Genomic DNA, 22,842 nt, shown 5'->3' with positions numbered 1-22,842 from the left:
GAAAAGGGGCAGCCTCGGCTGCCCTTTTTCTTGCGCGTCGCTCGCTGCCAGTACCCGGAAGCGGGGCCGGTTTTTTCAGCCGACCTGCACCGTGCCGCGCCCGGCCCGCTTGGCTTCGTACATCTGGACATCGGCGCGATCCAGCAACTGCGTCGCGGTCTCACCCCGGCGGTACTCGCACACACCGGCCGAGAACGACAACGATCCGGCATCCATGAAAGGCAGGTGCCCGACGCGCTCGAGCATCCTCCACACCGTTGCCTCGGCCTGGGGCCCCGCGGTATCGGGCATCAGCAGCAGGAACTCCTCGCCGCCCCAGCGGGCGAGCACGTCGTGTCCGCGCAGCCCACCCACCGCGGTCATCGCGAACGACCGCAGCACCGCGTCGCCCGCCGCATGACCGTGGGCATCGTTGATGCGTTTGAAGTGGTCCAGGTCGATCAGCGCGATGCTGAAGCGGTGTTCGTGGCGTGCCGAGCGCGCCAGCTCACGATCGAGCAGCTCCTGCATGTGGCGCCGGTTGGGCAGCCCGGTCAGCTCGTCGCGGGTCGCCAGCCGCTGCACTTCCGCCAACGCCTCGGTCAGGGCCCGACGCTCCGACCGCAGCTTGCGTCGCAGCGATGACAGCCGCACCGCCACCAGCGACGTGGCCGGCAGCAGCACCACCAGCATGCCCAGGTTGACCAGGTCGACGTGCATCCCCGGCGCGTCGAGCGACCAGTCCCCGCCGGGCGACGGCCCATGCCGCAGCGCGATCGAGAACGACAGCGAGACGATGGCGAATACGGTCAGCCAGAGGATCCGTCGCCAACCCAGTGAGAATGTGCCGAAAATCAGCACGAGCAACAGCGGGAACAAGGCCGCGGTGCGCACCGGCCCACCCAGCACGTAGCCCCAGCAGGCTGCGGTCACGCCCAGCACGATCTGCGGTGCAGTGAGCGCGGCATCGTGGAAGCGTGCGCTCCAGCCGCTGCGCAGCGCCACGTACAGCACGGCCAGCATGGTCCCGACGAACGTCGCCCACGGCAGCATCGATGCGTCCGGCGCCACCCACCCCATGCCCATCGCGAGACCGAAGACGGTCCCGCAACCGATGTAGACGGCCACCGTGATCAACCATTGGGTGGTCCGGATCCGGAGCCGTGGGTCGCCTCCCAGCACCCGGTCGCACAGCACCCGGTCGCACAGCACCCTGTCGCACAGCTTCCGGGCACGCTGCCGCCCGGGCCCCGCGATTCGGGCGCCCGGCGGTTCGGCAACACGGTTCTGTGAGTCCAAGGGACGCTCGCGGGAGTGGTCGTCCCTGTTAACGGCAGCCCTGGCGCGCACTTGAGGGGTAATTGTTGGCGATCGGACGGGCGGTGGAATCGGGGTCCCGGCGGCTTCACGCGGGCGCGCCGGACGCGTTGCTAGCGTCTTCGTGTCCGATTCAGGAGCGCTGCGCCATGACTCGTCGCCACTTTTCCCGGGAAACCCCGTTCCGGCTGCTGCTGGCCGTCCTGCTCACGTTGCTGCTGGCCGCCTGTGCCACCGGGCCGCGCGTCAGTACCGACGCCGACCCGACCGTGGACTTCTCCGCCTATCGCACGTACGCATTCTACGAGCCGATCGCGATGGAGCAGTCGGGCTACACCAGTTATCTCTCCGACCGCATCAAGCAGTCTGTCCGCCGCGAGATGGACGCACGCGGCTACCGCTTCGATCCGGCCGACCCCGACCTGCGGGTCAACTTCCAGGGCTATATCCGGGAAGAGCGCGACGTTTACAACGTGCCACGCAGCGACGTGCAGTACTTTTACAGCTATCGCGCCCGCAGCTATTTCGCCGTGCCCGTCTGGTATGACGAAACGCGCGTGCGCCAGTACACCGTCGGCACGCTCACGGTCGACCTGGTCGACGCCGAGCGCAACCACCTGGTCTGGACCGGCGACGCGATCGGCCGGGTGACCCAGCGCACCGCCCAGGAACGTGCCGCGTCGGCGGATCAGGCGGTCGCCGCGATCTTTGCCCGGTATCCGTTCGTGGCCGGTTCGGGCGCGGTGCTGCCGTAAGTCCTAGCCGTCTGCGCCGAGCAGCACCACGGCCGCGAGCAACACGAAACCCAGCACCGCGGCCAACGCGTGGACGATCACCAGCCACGCGGGCAGCAGCAGGTTGTTCCACTTGTAGCGCAGGCTCAGCACCGCGCCGCCGCCCGCCGCGACCAGGAACAGCAGCAGCGCCAGCTGGGCCATCGCGGGGACACCTTCGGCCAGTGCCGCGTAGGCCAGCAACGTGAGTCCGGCCGCGGCCAGCAGGCCGTGGAACATCGCCAGCCACGCGGGTGGATTGTGCTTGCCGGCAAACCGGATGCCCGCCATGGTCACGCCGCCCAGGGCGGCAACCAGGAACAACAGGACGGAAACCTGCAGCATCGACGCGACGTCCATAACGAAGTCCTCCGGAGGAACACTCCCCCGGCGGCGGATCCCCCGGGGTGCCCGGGGACGTTAGGTTGGCGCCGGTGAGCGCGACGTGTTCATCGCGCGTTCGGACTCGTCAACGCAGCTGGCTGTCCTTGCTGCCCCGCCGGTTGTAACCGGAGGCCCCCAGCTCCTCGCGGTCGTGCGCTTCCTGGCAAGCCAAGCACAGCCGCACCCCGGCAACGGCCTTACGCCTCGCCTCGGGGATAGTGGCGTCGCACTCCTCGCAGTGGGTCAGTCCGGGACCCTCGCGCAGTTGGCTGCGGGCCCGCTTGATCGCGTCCTTGACGGTCGCATCGATCTGGTCCTGTACCGCGCCGTCGCCTGCCCAGCCGGTCGCCATGGCATTCCTCCGTGTTTTCACGTGCATTGGGAGGATATCCCGGACGGCGTGAACACCGGCCCCGTTATCCTTGTCGGCCCCTTGCGCCCGGCGATACCCGATGACCGAACGACTGCCCCCGTGGATCCAGGAATGGCTGACCGTGGTCGTGCCGCTGGGACAGGTGTTGCTGATCCTGCTGGCCGCTTGGCTGCTGCGGGCGGTGACACGGCGCGTGGTCGACCGTCTCTGCACGCGACGCGGTTTCCCGCCCGAACTGGCCATCGCCGGTCGACGTGTCATCGGCTTCCTCATCTATGCAGCCGCGCTGCTGCTCGTGCTGGAGCGCCTGGGTGTCTCCGGTACCGTGCTGTGGACGGCGTTCACCGGGTTCGCGGCGGTTGGCGCGGTGGCGTTCTTCGCGGCGTGGAGCGTGCTGTCCAACATCTTCTGCACGGTACTCATCCTGACCACCCGGCCGTTCCGACTGTATGACCACATCGAGATCCTCGAGAACGGCGAAAAGCCCGGGCTGAAAGGTCGCGTCATCGACGTGAACCTGGTTTACACGACCCTGCAGGAGCATCGCGAGGACGGCTCCGACACCGTGCTGCGGGTGCCCAACAACCTCTTCTTCCAGCGCACTGTGCGTCGCTGGCGAACCGCACCGGCGCCGCCACAGACGTCGGCCGGCGAGCCCCACAGCGAGTTCGCGGGCTGACACACTCCCGTACGCGCCGCCATCGCCATCACATTTCCACGCGGCGTTTCGTCCCGCCCGCCCGGATTCAGCACCTCGCCGTCGCGTGCGCGTTAGTCTTTGCGCCGCAATCGGTGCCCCGCCCTCCTTTCGAACGAGACAACCCAGATGATCCGACCCGCCACTCTGCTCCTTGCCGCTATCGTCCTCGCCTCGGGCCCGGTGATGGCCTCCAGCTTTGGCGGTACCTCGGCCGGCGCATCCTCGGCGGGGTCGTCGGGCAGCTCGGGAAGCACCTCGGGCGACGACAAGGTGGTGCTGCAGGCACGCGACGACGCCGCGAGCTTTGTCGCCAGTGACGGGCGCATCCGCGGCGCGCAGCTGGAAGCGGCGCTGATGAGCCTGCGCGAGCGCCACGCCGACGCCCGCCTGGCCAGCGACATGGAGCTGGCACGGGCGATCCTGGCGTTCTGATCCGCACCTCAATGCGCTGGGCGCGCGCACTTGCGCTGGTGCCCTTGCTGGCTGCGGCCGGACTGGTCCATGCCGGTTCGGCCGCCCGCCCTGAAACCGGTCCCGCGGCTGGGTTTGAGCCCCGCATCGACCCGTCACTGAGCGCTGCAGAAGTCGCCGCTACACGCGACCTGCTTGCCGCTGCGACACGGCCCCTGCCCGATCGTTGGCTCGCCTCACTTGGAAAGGTAGAGGTGTACTGGAAGGACCTGCCCGAAGACGTTCACGGGCGGGCGACCGCCTCACGGATGCTGCTGGACCGGTCCCTGCTCGACGGCTGGATGGCACGCCCATCGGGCGCCGGCAGCAGCCACCCCGCCACGCGCGCCGCACTGGCCGCGGTGATCCACGAACTGGCCCACTTCCACGACCGCAGTTCGACTGGCGGGCTCTCGCGTGACCCGCGCCTGCTCGACCTCGCCGGCTGGCAGGTGAGTCCCGCCCGGCTCGGCCTGCGGCATCCGGACAATGCGTTCACCGACCGCAGCCCGGACCGCTACGAACTCCAAAGCCCGGTCGAGTACGTCGCGGTCAATCTCGAGCACTTCGTGCTGGACCCGCAGTACGGTTGCCGCCGCCCCGCCCTGCACCGGTATTTGGTGGCCCACTTCGGGGGCGGCCCGATGCCGGCAATGTGCCCGCCGGGCCTGGTGTTCCTGCAACCGGGGCGTGGCCAAGCCGACAGCACGCTGCAGCTGGACCCGCAGCGCGTGTACGCGGTCGATTACCTCCTGGCCGAAGGCAACGACCGCCTGATGAGCCGGTGGGGCCACAGCATGCTGCGGCTGGTGGTGTGCGCGCCCGGCCGAGCGCCTGGCCCGGATTGCCGCCTCGACCTCGACCACCACATGGTGCTGTCGTTCCGCGCCTTCGTCGACGACGTGCAGATCTCGAGCTGGCGCGGGCTTACCGGCTCCTACCCCTCGCGTCTGTTCATCCTGCCGCTGGCGCAGGTGGTCGACGAGTACACACGGATCGAGCTCCGCGGGTTGCAGTCCATCCCGCTGGACCTGGGCCCGGCGGAGATCACCGGCCTGGTCGAGCGTGCCGCGCAGCTGCACTGGAGCTACGACGGCGACTACTTCTTCGTCAGCAACAACTGCGCGGTCGAGACCTTCAAGCTGCTGCACGACGGCGTACCGCGGCTGGCAGGCGAACCGCTCGCGAGCATCACGCCGACCGCGCTGCTCCGCCGGCTGGTCGCGTCGGGCATCGCCGACACCACGGTGCTTGATGACCCGGCCGCAGCGCGCCGGAACGGCTACTACTTCGAGGCGGCCGACACCCGCTACCAGGCGATGTTCGAGGTCGCCCGCGGCGTGCTCGGGTTGCCGCAGTCGCGCGTGCAGGACTGGCTGGACTTGTCGCCCGAAGAACGGTCACCGTGGATCGCGAAGACGGACATGCGTGCCGCGGCGGCACTGTTGCTGCTTGAGAACGCCGCGCTGCGCCGGCACGAATTGCTTGCGCGCGACGAACTCAAGCGGCTGCTGTCCCGCAGCGGTGGTCGATGGGACGATAAGGCGGCACGCAGTCGCGACGCGCTCCGGCAAGTCTTGGACCTGGAAGGCCTGTTGAGCCGGCCGGCGCAGGTGCTGGCCCGGGCCGGGGTCGGTTCCGGCTACGGCCTGCCCCAGGCCCGCGAGCGCGAGGTCCTCGCGCGGCTCGGGCCCGGTCTGGCGACCTCGTGGCGGGAACGCAGCGAACAACTGCGCGCGGAGGCACGGAGCTGGCTGTCGCCCAGACGTCGTGCCGCCATCGCGGGCGCAGAGGCGAACATCGAGGAACTCGGCGACCGGCTGGGGCGGCTCCATCGCGAAGGCGATGGCTTCAGGTTCGACCGGTCGTAAAACGCACTAGCCGTTCGGCGTCTCGGACGGCGAGGACTGCGTCTGGGAGGGGTTGGCGGCCTCCTTGGCGGCCTGCTTCTTGGCCTGCTTTTCGTCCTGCTTCTTCTTCTTGGCGATCTCGCGCTGGCGCTTCTCGAACGAGTAATTGGGTTTTGCCATGGGCTCTTTATCTCGGTGGGGAGGCCCCCAGTCTAGACCGTGTGGGCCGGTTACCGGGTCCGGGGCCTAAAGCGCTTCCGAAACCACCGGGCTGGCGGGCGGGTTTCCGGCCGGGTTTCCGGCCGCCTTTCGGCGGCGCGCACGCTTGTTGCGGTACATCGCCGCATCAGCCGCCGCCAGCAGCGACGAGGCATCCGACCGCCCGTCATGCAGCACCCAGCCGACACTGCCACGGATGCGCAACTCCACTCCGTCGATGCTGCGCGGATGGCCCAGCGCGGCCACGACGCCCTGCGCGATCGCCGGCATGTCGGTGCTGCCGTGGCGCAGCGACTCCAGCAGCACCACGAACTCGTCGCCACCGAGCCGCGCGATGAGGTCACCGGCGCGCAGCCGGCCGCTGAGGGCCGCCGCGGTCTCGCGCAGCACCGCATCGCCCATGGCGTGGCCGTGGGTATCGTTGACGGCCTTGAAGTCGTCCAGGTCGAGGAACAGCAGCGCGAACTGTTCGGGCCGGTCGTGTCGGCGGCAGGCCGCGTCCAGCCGCTGAAGGAATTGCGTCCGGTTGGGCAGCCCTGTCAGCGCGTCGTACAGCGCGGCGTCCTGGTACTCGCGTGCCTGTGCGCGGGTCGCTTCCAGCGAGCTCTCCAGCCGGGCCAGCAGCCGCGCGTTGTCCTCCAGCGCGACCTGCCGGCCCAGTGCGCCGCCCAGCGCGTTGCCGATCAGCGCGACGGCCTGCGCATCGATGCCGTCGAACGCGCATGGCACGCTGGAGCACACCTCCAGCACGCCCAGCACCTGGTCGCCGAACCGCAGCGGCGTGGCAATCAACGATTCCAGCGAACACTGCGCGCGTGCCGGTCCCTCCATGCGCGGGTCGGTCAGGGCGAAATCGCTGTGCAACGCCTGGTGCGAAGCCAGGCATGCGCGCGCCAGGGTCTGGCCGTCGCCGAACGCGGCCCGGTCCACCCGGCGCATCTGGCCGCGCGCCGACGCGACCCGGAGCGCTCCGTCGCCTTCGGCCATCAACACAACGGCACCGGTGGCGCGGGTCAGTTCCATCACGGTCGCCGTGGCCTCGCCGAGGAACGACCGCGTGTCGCCCGGGTGCTCGGCGATGCGCACCAGGGCGTCGACCACGCTCCGCAGGCGGAGATACTCGCTCCGGCCATGCGCCTGGCTGCTCCACGAGACCATCCGCGGCTGGGGTTGCTGCCCGGGGGTTGCGACCATCGAAAACCGACCTGCCACTGCTTCCATCAAACCCCGATGGTCGGGCCGCGACGGTAAAGCGCCGGTGATTTGGCCGATGGAAAAGAGTGACGCGTGACACGACTCGGGGATCGAGTGCGCTGCCGGCAGGAAATCTCGATAGATGCACCCGCCGGACAGGCCGGTTTCGCCGCGGCCGGTCGCAGGCCGCTAGCCGCTGCAGCCCCCGCAGCAGATCGACGGCAGCTGGTGGATGTCGCCCGGCGCCAGCACCAGTCCGGCCCCGGACAGGACCCCTGCGAGTTCGCCGGCGTCGAGTGCCGCGGCCACGCGCAGGGTGCCGTCGGGGTCGATGTCGACCAGCGCGGCCGGGTCGATGTCGAAGATCGCGCCTTCGATTGCAGCCAGCGCAGTCTGGACGTTGCGGGCCGTCACATGGAATTCCATGGTCACCTCCTGACGAGCGGGCCTGCCGGCCCTGTGTGAATGCTCGCGCACGCAGCGCGGGACGGCCCTGACCCGGGTCAAGCGCGCCCGCATCGGGCCCTGCTGGCCCGCGCCCCCTACACTGGCGGACCACCCGCCCGCGACCACGCCATGCCCGACGCCGATTTGCCCGCCCCGACCCGCCTCGACAAGCGCGTCGCCGACCTGACCCGTTGCTCGCGCGCCGACGCCCAGCAGTACATCGCCGGCGGCTGGGTGTCGGTGGACGGCCGGGTGGTCGAGGATGCGCAGACGCCGGTCACCAACGAGGTGGTCGAGCTGGCCCCTGGCGCCCGGCTGGAAACGGCCGAGCCGGCCACGATGCTGCTGCACAAGCCGGCAGGCATGGAAACCGCCGCGACCCCGGCGCTGGTGACGCCGGCCACGCGCGCGGACGCGGACACATCGGGGCTGCGCACGCTGCAGCGGCACTTCCAGCACCTCACCCCGTTGATGCCGCTCGACGCCGAGGCCAGCGGGCTGCTGGTGCTGAGCCAGGACGGCCGCGTACGCCGGCGCCTGACCGAGGACTACTCCTCGATCGAACAGGAGTTCATCGTCGAAGTCGAAGGCGAACTGTCGCCGTGGGGGTTGCCACGCCTCGCGCACGGGCTGTCGTACGAGGGCCGGCGGCTGCCGCCCTGCAAGGTCAGCTGGCAGAACGAGATCCGCCTGCGGTTCGCGATCAAGGACGTGCGGCCGGGCCAGCTGCGGCACATGTGCAGCGAGGTCGGGCTCGGCGTCGTCGCGATCCGGCGCATCCGCATCGGCCGCGTCGCCATGGGCAAGATGCCGGTCGGCGAGTGGCGCCACCTGCCGGCCGGCGAGCGCTTCTAGCCGGCCTCAGTCGTCCTCGGCGGCGGCTTCGCGCCCCTGCTGGCGGATCAGTGCTTCCTCGCGCGCGTCGTTGATCGCCTCGCGCACGCTGTCCAGGTCGACCCGGCGCTCGTCATGCACGAACGTGCCGGTCAACACGCTGTCGGGCCGCAGGTCGCCGGTTTCGAACAGCGCCCACATCTCCTCGCCGTACCACGTGTCGAACAGCTCGGGGGCGAAGCGGCCCAGGTACGCGGTGAGGTTGTTGACGTCGCGCAGCAACATCGTGCGCGCCGCATTGTTGCCGGCGGCGCTCACCACCTGCGGGAAGTCGATCACCACCGGGCCTTCGGGACCGACCAGCACGTTGTACGGCGACAGGTCGCCGTGGATCAGTCCGCTGCACAACATCCGTACCACCTGCCGGACAAGCACGGCGTGGAAGTCGCGCGCCTGCTCCGCGGGCAGCTCCACCTCGCCCAGCCGCGGGGCCGCGAACCCCTCGGCGTCCGTCACCAGCTCCATCACCAGCACGCCGTTGAAGTAGCCGTGCGGCTCGGGCACGCGCACGCCGGCGTCGCGCAGCTGATACAGGGCGTCGACCTCGGCGTTCTTCCAGGCGGCCTCCTGCTGCTTGCGGCCGTAGCGGGTGGCCTTGCCGATCGCACGGGCCTCGCGGCTGCCGCGCACCTTGCGGCCCTCCTGGTACTGCACGCGCTGCTGGAAGCTGCGCTGCGCCATGTCCTTGTAGACCTTCGCGCACCGCACCTCGTTGCCGCTGCGCACCACGTAGACGGCGGCCTCCTTGCCACTCTTGAGCGGGCGCAATACCTCGTCGATCACGCCGTCGTCGATCAGCGCCTGCAGGCCGTTGGGGGTCTTCATGGAGTCCTTGCGTGGGGACCGGGGCACAGGCCGCCGGCTCGGGCCGCGTATCTTCGCAGGCCCGGCGCCGCCGCGCTCAGTCCACGCCGTGCCGCAGGCGCTCCCAGATGGCGGGGGTCGAAGCCGAACGCGGCTCGACCACGGCCAATGCGGGCAGCGCGCACGACGGATCCAGCCTCCCCTGCCGCGACAGCAGGGCCAGGCTGCCGGCCAGCCGCCCGAAGCGCAACGAGCGCCCCAGCGCGCTCATCGCGGCCGCGTCTTCCAGCGCCTGCTCGTCCAGCGCCTGGATGATCCGGCCCGACAGTTCCCACTTGCGCGCCAGCCGGCACGCGGTCGGCGCCGCCCGTTGGTCCAGCAGGCCCGCCGCGAGCGACGCGTTGGCCACCAGGCCGCGCTGGCGGGCGTACTGGTCGCGCACCACACGGGTGACGATGGTCGCGCCCAGCCCGTGCAACAGCCCCAGCAACTGCGCGGCGAATGCGTCGTCGCGCTCGACCAGCTTGGCGTGGTCGGCCGCGGCGGCCGCCGACAGCAGCGTGTGTTCCCAGGTGACCGGCGCGAAGCGGGCGAAGACACCGCCGCCGGCGCCCATCACCGGCTGCACCAGCACCGCCGCGATGATCTGGCGGATGCCGTCGGTGCCGACCAGCGCAACCGCCCGCTCGATGCTCTCGACCGGCTTGGACTGGACCCGGTACAGGGCGCTGTTGGCGTAACGCAGCAGGTTGCCGGCCAGCGCCGGGTCGCGCGCGATGATCGCCGCGATGGCCTTGCCCGACGCGTCGGGGTCGTTGACCTTGCGCATCAGTTGCGGCAGCAGGTTCGGCCGGCGGGGGGTGTAGTGCGGGCGGGCCTCGATGTGCTCCAGCACCTCGACCGTCCCTGCCACCACCTCGGCGTGGCCGGGGCGCATAACCACCGGCTTGCCACCCAGCGCCACCGCGTGGAACCGCCCCAGCAGGTCGCGCGCGAGCACTGCGGGGTCGGCCGCATCGACCGGAACGGCAGGGTCGGCCGCGTCCTCCACCGGCTCGGAATCGTCACCGTGAACGGGCGAAGCGGCCGTCGTCGCCCGGAGCACCGCCGGCGCGCGACGCAGGTGCCACCAGCCCGCCGCCACCGCAAGCAGCGCCAGCACGATGCCCGCGACCACGCCCATCTCCGATCCGCCCATGCCGCCCATCGCTTCCCCTTCGGCCGTCCTGTCCATCGATCCCCGGCCATGCAGGCACGTGGGCACGCCCCGATAACGGCCGCCGCGCTAGAACCTGAAGCGCCGCAGGAGACCTGCGCCCTCTCCCCCCAAACAAGCGAGGCACCCATGCCCACACCACAGGAACTCGAAGCCCGCCTCTGGAAAGCGCTCGACAAGGACCGCACCGTCATGCTCGGCGTCCACGAGGCCGATGGCCACATCCATCCCATGACGGCGCTGGTGGAGAACGAGCGCTCGCCGATCTGGTTCTTCACCTCGCGCGACACCGAACTCGCCCAGCAACTGGCGACGCCCCGCCCGGGCTTTGCCACCTTCGCCTCGAAGGACCACGAGCTGTTCGCGGTGATCAACGGCAACCTGCGCATCGACAACGACCGCGCGGTCATTGACCGCCTGTGGAACCCGTTCATCGCTGCATGGTTCGAAGGTGGCAAGGACGACCCGAAGGTCACTCTGCTGCGCTTCGATGCCGGCCCCGCGCAGCTCTGGGAAAACGAGAACAGCCTGCTGGCCGGGGTCAAGATGCTGCTGGGCGCCGACCCGAAAAAGGACTACCAGGACAAGGTGGCGGACGTCGACCTGCGCTGACGCCGGCGGGAACGAGCTCCACCGATCCGGCGGCACCTGACCCAGGTCAGGTGGCCGCCCCGGGGTGCCGCGTAGCATCCGGCCCAAAGACGGAGGCACGCATGCACGGCGAGTACAAGGTTCCCGGCGGCAAGCTGGTGGTGGTCGATCTCGACATCGACGCGGGCCGGTTGGCCAACGTCCAGGTCAGCGGCGACTTCTTCCTGCATCCCGATGCGGTGCTGGCGACCATCAACGCGGCACTGGAGGGGCTGCCGGCCGACGCGACCGAAGGCCGGCTGGCCACCGTCGTGCGGGACGCGCTGGCGCCGGGATCGACCTTGTACGGCATCACGCCGGAGGGAGTGGCGGTGGCCGTGCGCCGCGCACTCGAGGCGTGGCTGCCGGAGGCCGGGGCATGAGTGGCAGCAACTGGCGCGACCACGACTGGCAGCTGATCCACGCGCCGGCGCAACCTCCTGCCCTGCACATGGCACTGGACGACGTGCTGATGGACGAGGTCGGTCGCGGCCACCGCCCGCCCACCCTGCGCATCTGGGAATGGGCCGGCCCGGCGGTGGTGATCGGGCGCTTCCAGTCGCTGCGCAATGAGGTCGATGCCGACGCCGCCGAACGCCACGGCATCGAGGTGGTGCGGCGCATCAGTGGCGGCGGCGCGATGTTCATCGAGCCGGGCAACACCATCACCTACTCGATCGTCGCGCCAGACTCGCTGGTCGACGGCATGGGGTTCGAGCAGGCCTACGCATACATGGACGAGTGGGTGCTGGCCGCGCTGGCCGGCCTGGGCATAGACGCGTGGTACCAGCCGCTCAACGACATCACCTCCGCCGCCGGCAAGATCGCCGGGGCGGCACAGGCGCGGCGCGGCCGGACGGTCCTTCACCACGTGACGATGGCCTATGACATCGACGCGTCGAAGATGCTCGACGTGCTGCGCATCGGCCGCGAGAAGCTGTCCGACAAGGGCACCGCCAGTGCCGCCAAGCGCGTCGACCCGTTGCGCAGCCAGACCGGCCTGCCGCGCGAGGCGGTCATCGAAAAGATGCTCGAAACCTTCCGCGAGTGCCACGGCGGCACGGTCGACACGCTGAAGCCCGATGAGCTTCAGCGGGCCGAGGCGCTGGCCACGACCAAGTTCATGAGCCGGGAGTGGACGACGGTGGTTCCCTGAGCCCCTCGGGCTCGATCACCTCGCCGTCCTCCTTCGTAAAGGGCTCCGTCAGCGGCGGCAGGACCTGAAGCACCACTTCGGACGGCCGGCACAGCCGCGTGCCCAGTGGCGTTTCCACGAACGGCCGGTTGACCAGGATCGGCACCGCCATCATCGCGTCGATGAGTTGGTCGTCCGACAGATCCGGGTTGTCCAGGCCGAGCTCGGCGTACGGCGTGCCCTTCTTGCGCAACGCATCGCGGACCGAGAGCCCGGCCGCCGCGATCAGCCCGACCAGCCGTTCGCGCGACGGCGGGTCGCGCAGGTACTCGACCACCGTCGGCTCGATGCCGGCGTGGCGGATCAGCGCCAGCGTGTTGCGCGAGGTGCCGCAGTCGGGGTTGTGATGGATCGTCACCTTCATGGCCGGTCCTCAGCTGCAGGTCGATGTGGTGCCGCAACAGGCCTGACGCGCCGGTTGCACGGCAGGGGCCTCCACGGCGGTTGAAGGCGGTGCCGCTGCCGCACCCGAAGCGCTCGCCAGCGTCGCCGCCGCCAGGTCCCCCTTGCGCTCGCTGTAGCGGCTGGACAGGTAGTCGCTGTTGCCGCGCACCAGCAGGGTGAACTTGACCAGCTCCTCCATCACGTCCACCACGCGGTCGTAGTACGGCGACGGCTTCATCCGGCCGTTGTCGTCGAACTCCTGCCACGCCTTCGGCACCGACGACTGGTTGGGGATGGTGACCATGCGCATCCAGCGGCCCAGCTGGCGCAACGCATTGACCACGTTGAACGATTGCGACCCGCCGCAGACCTGCATCACCGCCAGCGTGCGGCCCTGGGTCGGGCGGACACCGGCCTGCTCCAGCGGCAGCCAGTCGATCTGGTTCTTGAACACCGCCGTCAACGTACCGTGGCGTTCCGGGCTGACCCACACCTGCCCCTCCGACCACTCCGACCACTCGCGCAGCTGCCGCACCTGTGGATGGTCGTCGAGGACGCTGTCCAGCAACGGCAGGCCGTGCGGGTGGAACACGCGGGTTTCGGCGCCGAACAGGCGCAGCAGTCGCTCGGCCTCCAGCGCGAGCTTGCGGCTGTAGGACTGCGGCCGCAGTGAGCCATACAGGATCAGGATGCGCGGCGGGTGGCCGGCCGCGTCCAGGCCCAGCTTTTCGCGGGCGGGTATGTCCACCGCCGCCGCAGCCAGGTTGCCGAGGTCCGAGATCGTCGTCATGGCGTTGCCTTGTTCGATTGTTCGAGTATTCTAGAAACATGGAATTGAACAATGCAACCACCGCCCTCGCCGCGCTCGGGCAACCCACGCGGCTTTCCGTGTTCCGCCTGCTGGTCGAAGCCGGTCCCGATGGGCACACCCCCGGCGAGATCGCCGAGGCGCTGGCACTGCCGAACGCGACGCTGTCGTTCCACCTCAAGGAGTTGGCCGCTGCCGGGCTGATCCAGGGCGAGGCCGAAGGTCGACACATCCACTACCGCGCCGACTTCGCGACGATGGCTGCGCTGGTCGAATTCCTGACGCGCAACTGCTGCGGCGGCGACCGCAACCGCTGCCTTCCGCCGGGAGAGGCCTGAGCCATGCTGCTGGCACTGCTGATCTTCATCGCCACCATCGTGCTGGTGGTCTGGCAACCGCGCGGCCTCGGCGTCGGCTGGAGCGCAACCCTGGGCGCCGCGCTCGCGCTGCTGACCGGCGTGGTCGGGCTGGCCGACATCCCGGTGGTCTGGGGCTTCGTCTGGAACGCCACCTTCACCTTCATCGCGGTCATCTTCATCAGCCTGCTGCTCGACGAGGCCGGCTTTTTCGAGTGGGCGGCGCTGCACGTGGCGCGCTGGGGCAAGGGCCGCGGGCGCCGGCTGTTCGTGCTGCTGGTGCTGCTGGGCGCGGCGGTGTCGGCCCTGTTCGCCAATGATGGCGCGGCGCTGATCCTCACCCCGATCGTGATCGCGATGCTGCTGGCGCTGCGCTTCAGCCCGGCCGCCACCCTCGCCTTCGTGATGGCGGCCGGCTTCATCGCAGACACCGCAAGCTTGCCGCTGGTGGTGTCCAACCTGGTCAACATCGTGTCGGCGGACTACTTCGGCATCGGATTCGCCGAGTACGCATCGGTGATGGTGCCGGTCAACCTGGTCTCGGTGGCCGCCACGCTGGGCATGCTGATGTGGTTCTTCCGCCGCGACATCCCGGCCGACTACGACATCGCCCTGCTCAGGCACCCGGACAGCGCGATCGTGGACCGCACCACGTTCATCGCCGGCTGGGGCGTGCTGGCGCTGCTGTTGGTGGGGTTCTTCGTGCTGGAGCGCATCGGCGTCCCGATCAGCGTGGTGGCCGGCGCCGGCGCGCTGGTGCTGCTGGCCGTGGCCGCGCATGGCCACCGCGTATCCACCCGCAAGGTGCTGCGCGAAGCGCCATGGCACGTGGTGGTGTTCTCGCTGGGCATGTACCTGGTGGTCTACGGCCTGCGCAACGCCGGCCTGACCGACCACCTGGCGCAGTTGCTGGACGTCTTCGCCGCGCACGGCGTATGGGGCGCGACGCTCGGCACCGGCTTGCTGACCGCGTTCCTGTCTTCGGTGATGAACAACATGCCGACGGTGCTGGTCGGCGCGCTGTCCATCGACGCCAGCCAGGCCGAGGGCGCCGTGCGCGAGGCGATGGTCTACGCCAACGTCATCGGCAGCGACCTGGGCCCGAAGTTCACCCCGATCGGCAGCCTGGCCACCCTGTTGTGGCTGCACGTACTGGCCCGCAAGAACATCCGGGTGACCTGGGGCTACTACTTCAAGGTCGGCGTGGTACTGACGCTGCCGGTGCTGCTGGTGACCCTGGCGGCGCTGGCGCTGCGACTGACGTTGGCCTGACCGCGCCGCACCCCCTATCGTCGGCGCGATGACCCCCGCAGCAACCACCGGCGCGCTCGAGATCTTCCGTGTGTTCCTGGGCCTGGGCAGCACCTCGTTCGGTGGTCCCGTGGCGCATCTGGGCTACCTGCGGGAGGCGTTCGTCACGCGCCGCGGCTGGCTCGACGAGCCGCAGTTCGCGCAGCTGTTGGCGATCTGCCAGTTCCTGCCGGGGCCGGCCAGCAGCCAGCTCGGGTTCGGGATCGGCCTGCTTCGTGGCGGCTGGGCCGGCGCGCTCGCCGCATTCGCCGGGTTCACCCTGCCGTCGGCGCTGCTGATGTTGGCCTTCGCCGTGGTGGCACCGCACGTGGCCGGCGGACCCGGCGCCGCCGTGCTGCATGGCCTGAAACTGGTCGCGGTGGCCGTGGTGGCGCACGGCCTGATCGGCATGTGGCGCGCACTGATGCCCGACGGGTCGCGCACGCTGCTGGCGCTGGCCGCTGCCGCGCTGCTCACGATCACCGGCAATGCCTGGTTCCAGCTCCCGGCCATCGCAGGCGGTGGCGTCGCCGGCCTGTGGCTGTGCCGCGGCCTCGCGCCATCCCAGCCCGTGGCGCTGCCCGTACCGCACGGCCGCGGGGCCGCGCTGGCGTGTCTGGCGCTGTTCGCCGCCGCACTCCTGGCAGCCATCGCGCTCGCCGTGCCTGGCACCGGTCCGACGAGCAGCCCGACCACGGCCGATCTCGCGTCCGCGTTCTACCGCGCCGGGGCGCTCGTGTTCGGTGGTGGCCACGTGGTCTTGCCGCTGTTGCAGCAGAGCGTGGTCGAACCCGGCTGGGTCAGCGAAGACGTGTTCCTGGCCGGCTACGGTGCCGCCCAGGCGGTCCCCGGCCCTATGTTCACCCTGTCGGCATTCCTGGGGGCCGAGGCATGGCCCGGCACGCCGATTGCCGGCGCGGCGGTTGCGCTGGCGGCGGTGTTCCTGCCGGGCTTCCTGCTGCTGCTCGCGGTCCTGCCGGCGTGGTCGCGGCTGGTGGCACATCCTCGGGCCACGCGCGTGGTCGCCGGCATCAACGCGGTGGTGGTCGGGCTGCTACTGGCGGCGCTGTACGACCCCGTGCTCACACAGGGCGTGCGCAGCATGGCCGACGCGCTGATCGCCGCGGTCGGTCTGGTCTTGCTAGCGGTGTTTGGCCGCTCCGCGTTGTGGGTGGTGGCCTGGTGCGTCGGTGCGACCGTCGTCCTGTCGCTGGTGGGCATCGGCTGAAGGACGTGGCGCGCTGGCTCGCCCCTACGCGGCGATGCCCCACTGGAACACCAGCCCGCACACCGCGCCCAATGCGGCCCCTGCCACCACCTCGCGGAGCGCGTGGCGGCGCAGCACCAGCCGCGACCACGCCACCACCACCGTGGCGACCAGCAGCGTCGCAAAGGCGGCCGCGTGCGGCCACGCGATGCACGCCGCGAACATCGCAAACGCGACATGCAGGGAGGCCTTGAGCCACCCGCGCAACAGGTGGCCGGCCAGCACGATCAAGCCGGACAGGCCGATCGCGGCGACGATGCCGCGGTGCGACCCCAGCACGGCGAGGATCGCCGCAATGCCCAACAACAGCCACGAGGCAAAGCGATTGAGCTGGGCGCGCTCGTGCCGCTCCGACGCATCGATATGCGTCCAGCGACCTGACCGCGTCTGCCAGGCGCTGTACCCCATCACCACCACCGCCGCGGCCAGTGTCAGGCCCAACGCCTGCCAGCGCAGGCGCGCGCCGCCCTCGGCCGCACCCGTCGCCACGACGGCGGCACCGACCATGACCACCGCCGGGTGGAAGATGATCGAGGCCAGGCGGGCCAGCCGTTGCGTACTCAACGGCGCAGGCGCGCGCCGAGCCGGCCCGCCAACCACGCCATCGGCAGGTAGGCGACGACCAGGTCGAGCACGATGAACCATGCCGGCGCCGGGATCATGAAGCTGGCCGCGATGCCCCCCAGCAGGAACACCACGCCGACCGCATAGGCGCACCGAACCTTGTGGCTTGCCGCCAGCAGCCAGGCGACGAGCGCCCCGGCAAAGGTGCCGACCGCGTGCGCGAGGAACGGCGTCGCGAAGTGGCGAGGCTCGAACAGGTGCAACGACGCGGCCAGGCTTTCGGCGCTCGTCACGTCCACGCCCGTCGGCGGCGGCACCAGAGACGGCCCGACGGAGACGATCGCCATGTTGACGAGGCTGCCGACCACGACGCCGGCGATCACGGCAAGCACGTTGCGCAACAGTCTTGGCACGGTGGTTCCCCTGGTGGCGTCGTCGATGACCGGACGAACATACGACGACGACCGGCGCCGGACCAGCGTTACCGGCCCGGGGCGGTTGGCTGCGTCTCAGCGCGTGCCTGCCACCACCTCGACCAACGACTCGGTACCGTCCAGCCGGCGCACCTTGAGCCGCAGCAGGTCGCCGGGGCCCAGGCTGTCCATCAGCGCCGAAAGCTTCTTCGCCTTCGCCCCCGCCACCGGCGTGCCGTTGGCCGACAGCAGCAGGTCACCGACGCGGAGCCCCGCCTTCTGTGCGGGCGAACCCTCGGCGATCCGGGCGATGGACGCGGCCTCGATGGTCGGGTTGAGCATGAACCCGCTGGTATCGAGCTCGACTGCAAAACCGAAACTGGCCTTGCCCGCCAGCGCGGGGCCGGGCAAGCCCAGCGCGAGGAGAACGGTCAACAACAACGTGCGTAGCGACATGGGATCCTTCCTTGTGTGGTTGACGCCCCCGCCGCGGCGCGACGGGGACCCGGAGTCGACCACGGCCCGCCGGCCGAGTTCCCTGCCACGCCCTCCTCAGCCGGCCTTGTTGCCGTCATCCCACACCATCGGCTCCCACAGCTCGACCTTGTTGCCATCCGGGTCCATGACCCAGGCGAACTTGCCGTTCTCGTGCGACTGCGTGCCATCGATCGCCTCGATGCCGGCGGCCTGCAGCTGTGCCAGCAAGGCGTCGAGATCGTCGACGCGGAAGGCCGACTCGCTCGGCGCGAACCAGGTGCTGTCGGCCGCGGCCAGCCGGGCAACCACCTGCAGGGTAGGCAAATCTCAGGCTGGCTGTCGGCCCCTGTGGTACGCCACCAGCGCATTGGCATGGCCATGCCCGATCCCGTGCTCGGCCTTGAGGTAGGCCACCTGCTCCATGTGCTTCCGGTCCCCCACGCCGTCGAGCACCGCGAACCAGTGCGACACCGGCTTGCCATAGCGCTGCTCGATGGACGGGAAGTAGGAAGCGGGTCCCTTCGGTTTTGCGTCAACGGCCATGTCGCTCTCCTGCAGTCGATGAGGTGTGGCCGGCACGCCCATGCGCTCGCCGGCCTTGTACAGGTGCGACGACCGGCGTCCCCAGGAATCGACAGACGACGACCGGCATGCACGGCGAGCATCCGCCCGCCGTGCATGCCATTGCCACTACATGATGCAGCCGGGGTAGAACTTCGACCGCCGCGAGGTCTCGCCCCAGCCCGGGTCGCCGCAGCCCCACATCCGCACGCCGATCACGTTGCCGGCGTCGTCGTAATAGACCACCGAACTCGACGGAATTGCACTGCTCCCCGCGCTGCTGGTCATCGCCACCGTGCCCAGGGCCAGGCAGCACGCCAGGGCGAACCACCGGGTGAATCGCGTCCGCTGTTTCATCGACCGTCTCCTTGGTTGGGCCGCCCGGCGACGAATGGCCGACGCGGACAGCACCTTGCGATCCCCCTGCGCGGCCGAGCGTCCGGTGCGTTCTATTACCGGTGGGTGGACACAGTGTTACGGCCCCGTTGGGACGCGACGCGCATCACGGATTACCGCCGTCCTGCTTCATGGATGTTGACCAGCCGTCCGAACAGATCCGCACGTGGAAGCACGTCAACCCGTCGGCGGCGCCGCCCCCACCACATGCTCCACAAACGCCGCCATTGCCTCGCGGAAGGCGTCGGTGTCGGTGGCGTCCTGGTGCCCGCGGCCGGGCACGACCAGCAGCCGCTTGCGGTCTTCGGCCAGCGGGGCGATGTCGAACAGCTCGCGGGTGAAGCGTGCGGGGGTGATGTCGTCATCGGCGCCGACGACGAACAGCGCCGGTTCGTCCAGCGCGGCGACGGCGCGGCTGTTACCCATGCGGGCCAGGCCTTCGTCGGGCAGCACGCGCCACACCAGCGCGCGCACCCACCAGCGCTGCTGGGAGCGCAGGTGGGCGGTCCAGTCCTCGGTGGTGGTTACCGAGCTTTCGAGGATGACGCCGTCGACCGGTCGTTCGGCGGCGACGTGCCCGGCCATGAAGCTGCCGAGCGAATGGCCGTGCAGCAGCAATGGCATCCCGGCAAACGCGGGGTCGGCGCGCACCTGCGCGTGCACCAGGCCGGCATCGGCCATCAGCGTTTCGACGGTCGGCGTGCCACTGCTGCCGCCGTAGCCGCGGTGGTCGACCAGCACGACGTTGACCGGAAGGTCGCGGTACACCGCGAGCGTACGCGGAGCGAACCGCGCGACGGTGTAACCGTTGCCCCCGAAGTACAGCACGGTGGCCACCGCGTCCTCGCGGACGAACCGCAGGGATTGCAGGCGGTTTCCATCCGGCGTGGTGATGGCGGCCGGTTCGATGCGGTAGCCGGGGAACTCCGCATGCAGCACCGACAGGTCGACCGGCGGCGCGCTCCGCGCGATCACGATGTTGGATTCGTTGATCCGGTACGTGCAGCCGGCCACCACGACGGCGGCCAGCACAGCGCAGGCAATGCGGGTGATGCGTTTCATCGGCGTCCCTGTGAATCGTCGCAACCAGGCGTGCGCCCGATTCTGGCACGCGCCGGAATCAGTGTTCGGGGTGCGGCGGTGGACCCTCGGGTTCGCGCAGGGGCGGCGGAGCAGTCGGGTCGACCGGGCGGTCCGGGATGGGGTCCACGGGGCGGTCAGGCATCGGATCGACCGGGCGGCTGGGGATGGGATCGGTCGGCTGGTCGGGGATCGGGTCACGGGCGGGATGCGGTGCCTGGCCGGGGACGTCGCGGGGGTCGTGGACCGGGGGGACGGACGGGGTCATCGGGGGCCTCCAGGTAGGTGCGCTGTGGTGGCGCGGTACGTCTGGATGGTGGCGTCGTGGGGGTTGGTGTGTGGTGAACCGGGGATCTGCGAAGGGCATCGTTCCCACCGGGCGTTGGGGCAGCGGTGTAGGAGCGATGTAGGAGCGACGTGAGTCGCGATGGGTTGGGTTACGGGGTTACGGGTTCTCGGTTTCGCGTGATCGGTGGTGTGCGTTGAGCGTGGCGCTTTTTTTGTCAGTGGGTCGCGACTTACGTCGCTCCTACGGGGGCGGGCGGTAAAAAAAGCCCCCGGGGGTGCCGGGGGCTTTTGGGGGGCGTTGCGGGTTACCAGATGCGGACGCGGTCTTCCGGGGCGATGTACAGGGGGTCCGCCTCGGTGACGTTGAAGGCTTCGTACCACGCGTCGATGTTGCGCAGGGGGGCGAAGGCGCGGATGTGGCCAGGCGAGTGCGTGCCGTTGACCAGCTGCTGGCGCAGGGCGTCGTCGCGCCACAGGGTGCGCCAGACCTGCGCCCAGCCCATGAACAGGCGCTGCTCGCCGCTGAAGCCGTCGATCACCGGCGCCGGCTTGCCGTCGAGCGAGCGGCGGTAGGCCTCCAGCGCGATGGTCAGGCCGCCCAGGTCGCCGATGTTCTCGCCCATCGCGACCTTGCCGTTGATGTGCATGTCGGGCAGCTGCGGGAACTCGTAGGCCTCGTACTGGGCGCCCAGCTTGGCCGCCTCGGCCTCGAACTGGGTGGCGTCCTCCGCGGTCCACCAGTCGCGCAGCAGGCCGCTGCCGTCGGACTTGCGGCCCTGGTCGTCGAAGCCGTGGATGATCTCGTGGCCGATCACGCCGCCGATGGCGCCGTAGTTCACCGCCGGGTCGGCGTCGGGGTCGAAGAACGGCGGCTGCAGGATCGCGGCCGGGAACACGATCTCGTTCTTGACCGAGCTGTAGTACGCGTTGACGGTCTGCGGGGTCATGCCCCACTCGGCCTCGTCCACCGGCTTGCCGATGCGGACGCGGTCGTAGTCCCACTCGAACGCGGAGGCGCGCTGGATGTTGCCGAACACGTCGCCGTTGGCGATCTGCAGCGCGGTGTAGTCGCGCCAGGTGTCCGGGTGGCCGATCTTCAGGCCGAAGTTGGCCAGCTTCTTCGCCGCCTCGGCCTTGGTGGCCGGGCTCATCCACTCCAGCTGCTCCAGCCGCGCGCCCATCGCTGCCTTCACGTTGGCGACCAGGTCGTCCATCTTCGCTTTCGCGTCAGCGGGGAAGTACAGCTGGACGTAGTCACGGCCGATCGCCTCGCCCATCGCGGACTCGGCATAGCCCACGGCGCGCTTCCAGCGCGGGCGCTGCTCCGGCGTGCCGGACAGGAGCTTGCTGCGGAAGTCGAACTCGGCATCGACGAACGCCTTCGACAGGTACGGCGAGGCGTTGTCGGTGGTGTGGAACGCCTGCCACGCCTTGAGGGTGTCCAGGTCGGTCTCGGCGAACACCTGGGCGATCTGCGGGAAGGCGCTGCCCTGGCGGATCACCGCGCGCTCGGCGTAGTCGACCCCGGCGGCCTTGAAGAACGTCGCCCACGGGAAGCCCGGCGCGGTGTGCTCGATGTGGGCGAGTTCGACCGGGTTGTAGGTCTTGTCGCGGTCGCGGCTTTCGGCACGGGTCCAGTGCGCGTTGGCGATCTTCGTCTCCATCGCCATGATCCGCTCGGCGTTGGCCTGCGGCGCGTCCCAGCCGGCCAGTTCGAGCATCTGCGCGACGTACTGCACGTAACGTTCGCGCTGCGGGGCGAACTTTTCGTCCAGGTACATCTGGCGGTCGCCCAGGCCCAGGCCGGACTGGCTCAGGTAGAGCGCGTAGGTGTCAGGGTTCTTCTGGTCATCGGACACGTAGGCGCCGAAGAACGTGCCGCCGAAGCTCTCGTTGCGACGGCCCATCAGCGCGGCGATCGCATCCTTGTCGGCGGCGGCGCGGATCGCGTCCAGGTGCGGCTGCAGCGGCGCGGCGCCGAGCTTCTCGATCGTCCCCTCGTCCATGAAGCCGTGGTACAGCGCGGCGATCTTGGCAGCGTCGCCGCCGGTGGCCGGGTCACCCAGCGCGTAGCCTTCCAGCAGCTTGCGCACGCGGGCCTCGGACAGGTCGCGCAGGACCAGGAACGAGCCGTAGCTGGAGCGGTCCGACGGGATCTCCGTCGTGCTCGCCCAGGTACCGCTCACGTAGTCGAAGAAGTCCGCGCCGGGGTCGACGCTGGTGTCCATGCCGGCGGTGTCGATGCCCCAGGTGCCGAAACGGTTGGCCGGGATGGCGTCGGTGCTGCCGCCACCGGCGTCGTGGGCGCCGTCGAACAGCGCGATCGTGTGGCAGGCATCGTCGACGCAGGTGTCGTGGGCGGCGGCCGGCGCGGACGCCAGGCCAAGGGCGACGACGGTCGCCAGGCTGAGCAGGGTCTTGTTCAAGGTGGATCCCCCGGGGAACGGTGTTGGTGGTTCGACCGTCCGTTTTACCCTGCTTCGGGTCCGGGGCGCAGTGTCCTAAGTTGGCCTTTGGGCAGGCATCGCCGGAC

General features: G+C 69.9%; 30 protein-coding genes. 11 read left to right on the top strand and 19 right to left on the bottom strand.

Going from position 1 to position 22,842, the window contains the following annotated elements:
- Positions 1-75: 75 nt before the first annotated feature.
- Positions 76-1,107: a GGDEF domain-containing protein gene (locus tag KOD61_RS05925; RefSeq protein WP_251370696.1), complete on the bottom strand. Its 1,032-nt coding sequence runs from the start codon at positions 1,105-1,107 to the stop codon at positions 76-78.
- A 338-nt stretch (positions 1,108-1,445) separates the two neighbouring features.
- Between KOD61_RS05925 and KOD61_RS05920 the strand changes: the two genes are divergently transcribed.
- On the top strand, positions 1,446-2,051 hold the full coding sequence (locus KOD61_RS05920) for a DUF4136 domain-containing protein (RefSeq protein ID WP_215220108.1): 606 nt from the start codon (positions 1,446-1,448) through the stop codon (positions 2,049-2,051).
- A gap of 3 nt (positions 2,052-2,054) precedes the next feature.
- On the opposite strand, the gene KOD61_RS05915 is transcribed toward KOD61_RS05920, so the two are convergent.
- Entirely contained in the window at positions 2,055-2,429 is a 375-nt protein-coding gene (locus tag KOD61_RS05915) for a hypothetical protein (RefSeq protein ID WP_215220107.1), read from the bottom strand.
- Positions 2,430-2,538: 109 nt separating this feature from the next.
- Positions 2,539-2,805 (bottom strand): DksA/TraR family C4-type zinc finger protein, encoded by a 267-nt coding sequence (locus tag KOD61_RS05910; RefSeq protein WP_215220106.1) that lies wholly within the window; start codon positions 2,803-2,805, stop codon positions 2,539-2,541.
- 100 nt (positions 2,806-2,905) lie between these two features.
- Here KOD61_RS05910 and KOD61_RS05905 point away from each other — a divergent pair, with 100 nt between their 5' ends.
- The 3 genes from KOD61_RS05905 (at position 2,906) to KOD61_RS05895 (ending at position 5,847) form a co-directional block, all read left to right on the top strand.
- The gene (locus tag KOD61_RS05905; RefSeq protein WP_215220105.1) at positions 2,906-3,505 is read left to right on the top strand and encodes a mechanosensitive ion channel family protein; all 600 of its coding nucleotides are present in this window, start codon (positions 2,906-2,908) and stop codon (positions 3,503-3,505) included.
- A gap of 147 nt (positions 3,506-3,652) precedes the next feature.
- Complete coding sequence (locus KOD61_RS05900) at positions 3,653-3,958, top strand: DUF2388 domain-containing protein (RefSeq protein ID WP_215220104.1); 306 nt, start codon at positions 3,653-3,655, stop codon at positions 3,956-3,958.
- Positions 3,959-3,969: 11 nt separating this feature from the next.
- Positions 3,970-5,847, top strand: a complete 1,878-nt coding sequence (locus KOD61_RS05895; RefSeq protein ID WP_215220103.1) for a DUF7844 domain-containing protein — start codon at positions 3,970-3,972, stop codon at positions 5,845-5,847.
- A 6-nt stretch (positions 5,848-5,853) separates the two neighbouring features.
- On the opposite strand, the gene KOD61_RS05890 is transcribed toward KOD61_RS05895, so the two are convergent.
- The 3 genes from KOD61_RS05890 to KOD61_RS05880 all read right to left on the bottom strand — a co-directional run bounded on the left by KOD61_RS05890 (position 5,854) and on the right by KOD61_RS05880 (position 7,665).
- Positions 5,854-6,006 (bottom strand): hypothetical protein, encoded by a 153-nt coding sequence (locus KOD61_RS05890; protein WP_215220102.1) that lies wholly within the window; start codon positions 6,004-6,006, stop codon positions 5,854-5,856.
- Between the two features lie 66 nt (positions 6,007-6,072).
- On the bottom strand, positions 6,073-7,239 hold the full coding sequence (locus KOD61_RS05885; protein ID WP_215220101.1) for a sensor domain-containing diguanylate cyclase: 1,167 nt from the start codon (positions 7,237-7,239) through the stop codon (positions 6,073-6,075).
- 189 nt (positions 7,240-7,428) lie between these two features.
- Positions 7,429-7,665 carry a hypothetical protein gene (locus tag KOD61_RS05880; protein ID WP_215220100.1) on the bottom strand — a complete coding sequence of 79 codons (237 nt, stop codon included), beginning with the start codon at positions 7,663-7,665 and terminating at the stop codon, positions 7,429-7,431.
- Between the two features lie 165 nt (positions 7,666-7,830).
- Here KOD61_RS05880 and KOD61_RS05875 point away from each other — a divergent pair, with 165 nt between their 5' ends.
- Positions 7,831-8,541, top strand: a complete 711-nt coding sequence (locus KOD61_RS05875) for an rRNA pseudouridine synthase (RefSeq protein WP_215220308.1) — start codon at positions 7,831-7,833, stop codon at positions 8,539-8,541.
- A 6-nt stretch (positions 8,542-8,547) separates the two neighbouring features.
- Here the strand turns inward: KOD61_RS05875 and KOD61_RS05870 are convergent, their stop codons facing one another.
- Together KOD61_RS05870 and KOD61_RS05865 are read right to left on the bottom strand one after the other, a co-directional pair.
- A complete protein-coding gene (locus KOD61_RS05870) occupies positions 8,548-9,405 on the bottom strand; it encodes a PA4780 family RIO1-like protein kinase (protein ID WP_215220099.1) in 858 nt (285 codons plus the stop codon).
- A gap of 76 nt (positions 9,406-9,481) precedes the next feature.
- Entirely contained in the window at positions 9,482-10,618 is a 1,137-nt protein-coding gene (locus KOD61_RS05865) for an HDOD domain-containing protein (RefSeq protein WP_215220098.1), read from the bottom strand.
- A gap of 111 nt (positions 10,619-10,729) precedes the next feature.
- On the opposite strand from KOD61_RS05865, the gene KOD61_RS05860 reads away from it, so the two are divergent.
- The 3 genes from KOD61_RS05860 to KOD61_RS05850 all read left to right on the top strand — a co-directional run bounded on the left by KOD61_RS05860 (position 10,730) and on the right by KOD61_RS05850 (position 12,386).
- Complete coding sequence (locus KOD61_RS05860; RefSeq protein WP_215220097.1) at positions 10,730-11,212, top strand: pyridoxamine 5'-phosphate oxidase family protein; 483 nt, start codon at positions 10,730-10,732, stop codon at positions 11,210-11,212.
- Between the two features lie 101 nt (positions 11,213-11,313).
- Entirely contained in the window at positions 11,314-11,613 is a 300-nt protein-coding gene (locus KOD61_RS05855) for a biotin--protein ligase (RefSeq protein ID WP_215220096.1), read from the top strand.
- Positions 11,610-12,386, top strand: coding sequence for a lipoate--protein ligase family protein (locus KOD61_RS05850; RefSeq protein ID WP_215220095.1), 777 nt, complete (start codon positions 11,610-11,612; stop codon positions 12,384-12,386). Before KOD61_RS05855 ends, KOD61_RS05850 begins: the two co-directional genes overlap by 4 nt.
- Here the strand turns inward: KOD61_RS05850 and arsC are convergent.
- The gene (gene arsC, locus KOD61_RS05845; protein ID WP_215220094.1) at positions 12,352-12,789 is read right to left on the bottom strand and encodes an arsenate reductase (glutaredoxin); all 438 of its coding nucleotides are present in this window, start codon (positions 12,787-12,789) and stop codon (positions 12,352-12,354) included. The two genes, KOD61_RS05850 and arsC, sit on opposite strands and share 35 nt — an antisense overlap.
- Before the next feature lie 9 nt (positions 12,790-12,798).
- Positions 12,799-13,599 carry an arsenical resistance protein ArsH gene (gene arsH / locus KOD61_RS05840; protein WP_215220093.1) on the bottom strand — a complete coding sequence of 267 codons (801 nt, stop codon included), beginning with the start codon at positions 13,597-13,599 and terminating at the stop codon, positions 12,799-12,801.
- A 38-nt stretch (positions 13,600-13,637) separates the two neighbouring features.
- On the opposite strand from arsH, the gene KOD61_RS05835 reads away from it, so the two are divergent.
- From KOD61_RS05835 to chrA, 3 genes are read left to right on the top strand one after another with little or no spacing between them, the layout of a single operon-like run.
- Complete coding sequence (locus KOD61_RS05835; RefSeq protein ID WP_215220092.1) at positions 13,638-13,955, top strand: ArsR/SmtB family transcription factor; 318 nt, start codon at positions 13,638-13,640, stop codon at positions 13,953-13,955.
- A gap of 3 nt (positions 13,956-13,958) precedes the next feature.
- Positions 13,959-15,245 (top strand): arsenic transporter, encoded by a 1,287-nt coding sequence (locus KOD61_RS05830; protein ID WP_215220091.1) that lies wholly within the window; start codon positions 13,959-13,961, stop codon positions 15,243-15,245.
- 28 nt (positions 15,246-15,273) lie between these two features.
- Positions 15,274-16,491 carry a chromate efflux transporter gene (gene chrA, locus KOD61_RS05825; RefSeq protein ID WP_215220090.1) on the top strand — a complete coding sequence of 406 codons (1,218 nt, stop codon included), beginning with the start codon at positions 15,274-15,276 and terminating at the stop codon, positions 16,489-16,491.
- A gap of 24 nt (positions 16,492-16,515) precedes the next feature.
- Here chrA and KOD61_RS05820 read toward each other — a convergent pair whose 3' ends face one another.
- The 9 genes from KOD61_RS05820 to KOD61_RS05780 form a co-directional block, all read right to left on the bottom strand.
- Entirely contained in the window at positions 16,516-17,094 is a 579-nt protein-coding gene (locus tag KOD61_RS05820; protein ID WP_215220089.1) for a phosphatase PAP2 family protein, read from the bottom strand.
- On the bottom strand, positions 17,091-17,507 hold the full coding sequence (locus KOD61_RS05815; protein WP_215220088.1) for a hypothetical protein: 417 nt from the start codon (positions 17,505-17,507) through the stop codon (positions 17,091-17,093). Before KOD61_RS05815 ends, KOD61_RS05820 begins: the two co-directional genes overlap by 4 nt.
- Positions 17,508-17,603: 96 nt before the next feature.
- On the bottom strand, positions 17,604-17,963 hold the full coding sequence (locus KOD61_RS05810) for a PDZ domain-containing protein (RefSeq protein ID WP_215220087.1): 360 nt from the start codon (positions 17,961-17,963) through the stop codon (positions 17,604-17,606).
- 96 nt (positions 17,964-18,059) lie between these two features.
- A complete protein-coding gene (locus tag KOD61_RS05805) occupies positions 18,060-18,308 on the bottom strand; it encodes a VOC family protein (protein WP_215220086.1) in 249 nt (82 codons plus the stop codon).
- Positions 18,309-18,311: 3 nt separating this feature from the next.
- Complete coding sequence (locus KOD61_RS05800) at positions 18,312-18,527, bottom strand: DUF4287 domain-containing protein (RefSeq protein WP_215220085.1); 216 nt, start codon at positions 18,525-18,527, stop codon at positions 18,312-18,314.
- 147 nt (positions 18,528-18,674) lie between these two features.
- Positions 18,675-18,902 (bottom strand): DUF6289 family protein, encoded by a 228-nt coding sequence (locus KOD61_RS05795; protein ID WP_215220084.1) that lies wholly within the window; start codon positions 18,900-18,902, stop codon positions 18,675-18,677.
- Between the two features lie 216 nt (positions 18,903-19,118).
- Entirely contained in the window at positions 19,119-20,003 is an 885-nt protein-coding gene (locus tag KOD61_RS05790) for an alpha/beta hydrolase (protein ID WP_215220083.1), read from the bottom strand.
- A 58-nt stretch (positions 20,004-20,061) separates the two neighbouring features.
- A complete protein-coding gene (locus tag KOD61_RS05785) occupies positions 20,062-20,289 on the bottom strand; it encodes a hypothetical protein (RefSeq protein WP_215220082.1) in 228 nt (75 codons plus the stop codon).
- A 325-nt stretch (positions 20,290-20,614) separates the two neighbouring features.
- Positions 20,615-22,735, bottom strand: a complete 2,121-nt coding sequence (locus tag KOD61_RS05780) for a M13 family metallopeptidase (RefSeq protein WP_215220081.1) — start codon at positions 22,733-22,735, stop codon at positions 20,615-20,617.
- Positions 22,736-22,842: the final 107 nt, after the last annotated feature.

This window comes from Lysobacter luteus (genome assembly GCF_907164845.1).
Classification (GTDB): domain Bacteria; phylum Pseudomonadota; class Gammaproteobacteria; order Xanthomonadales; family Xanthomonadaceae; genus Novilysobacter; species Novilysobacter luteus.
This window is presented reverse-complemented; position numbering and strand designations above follow the sequence as displayed.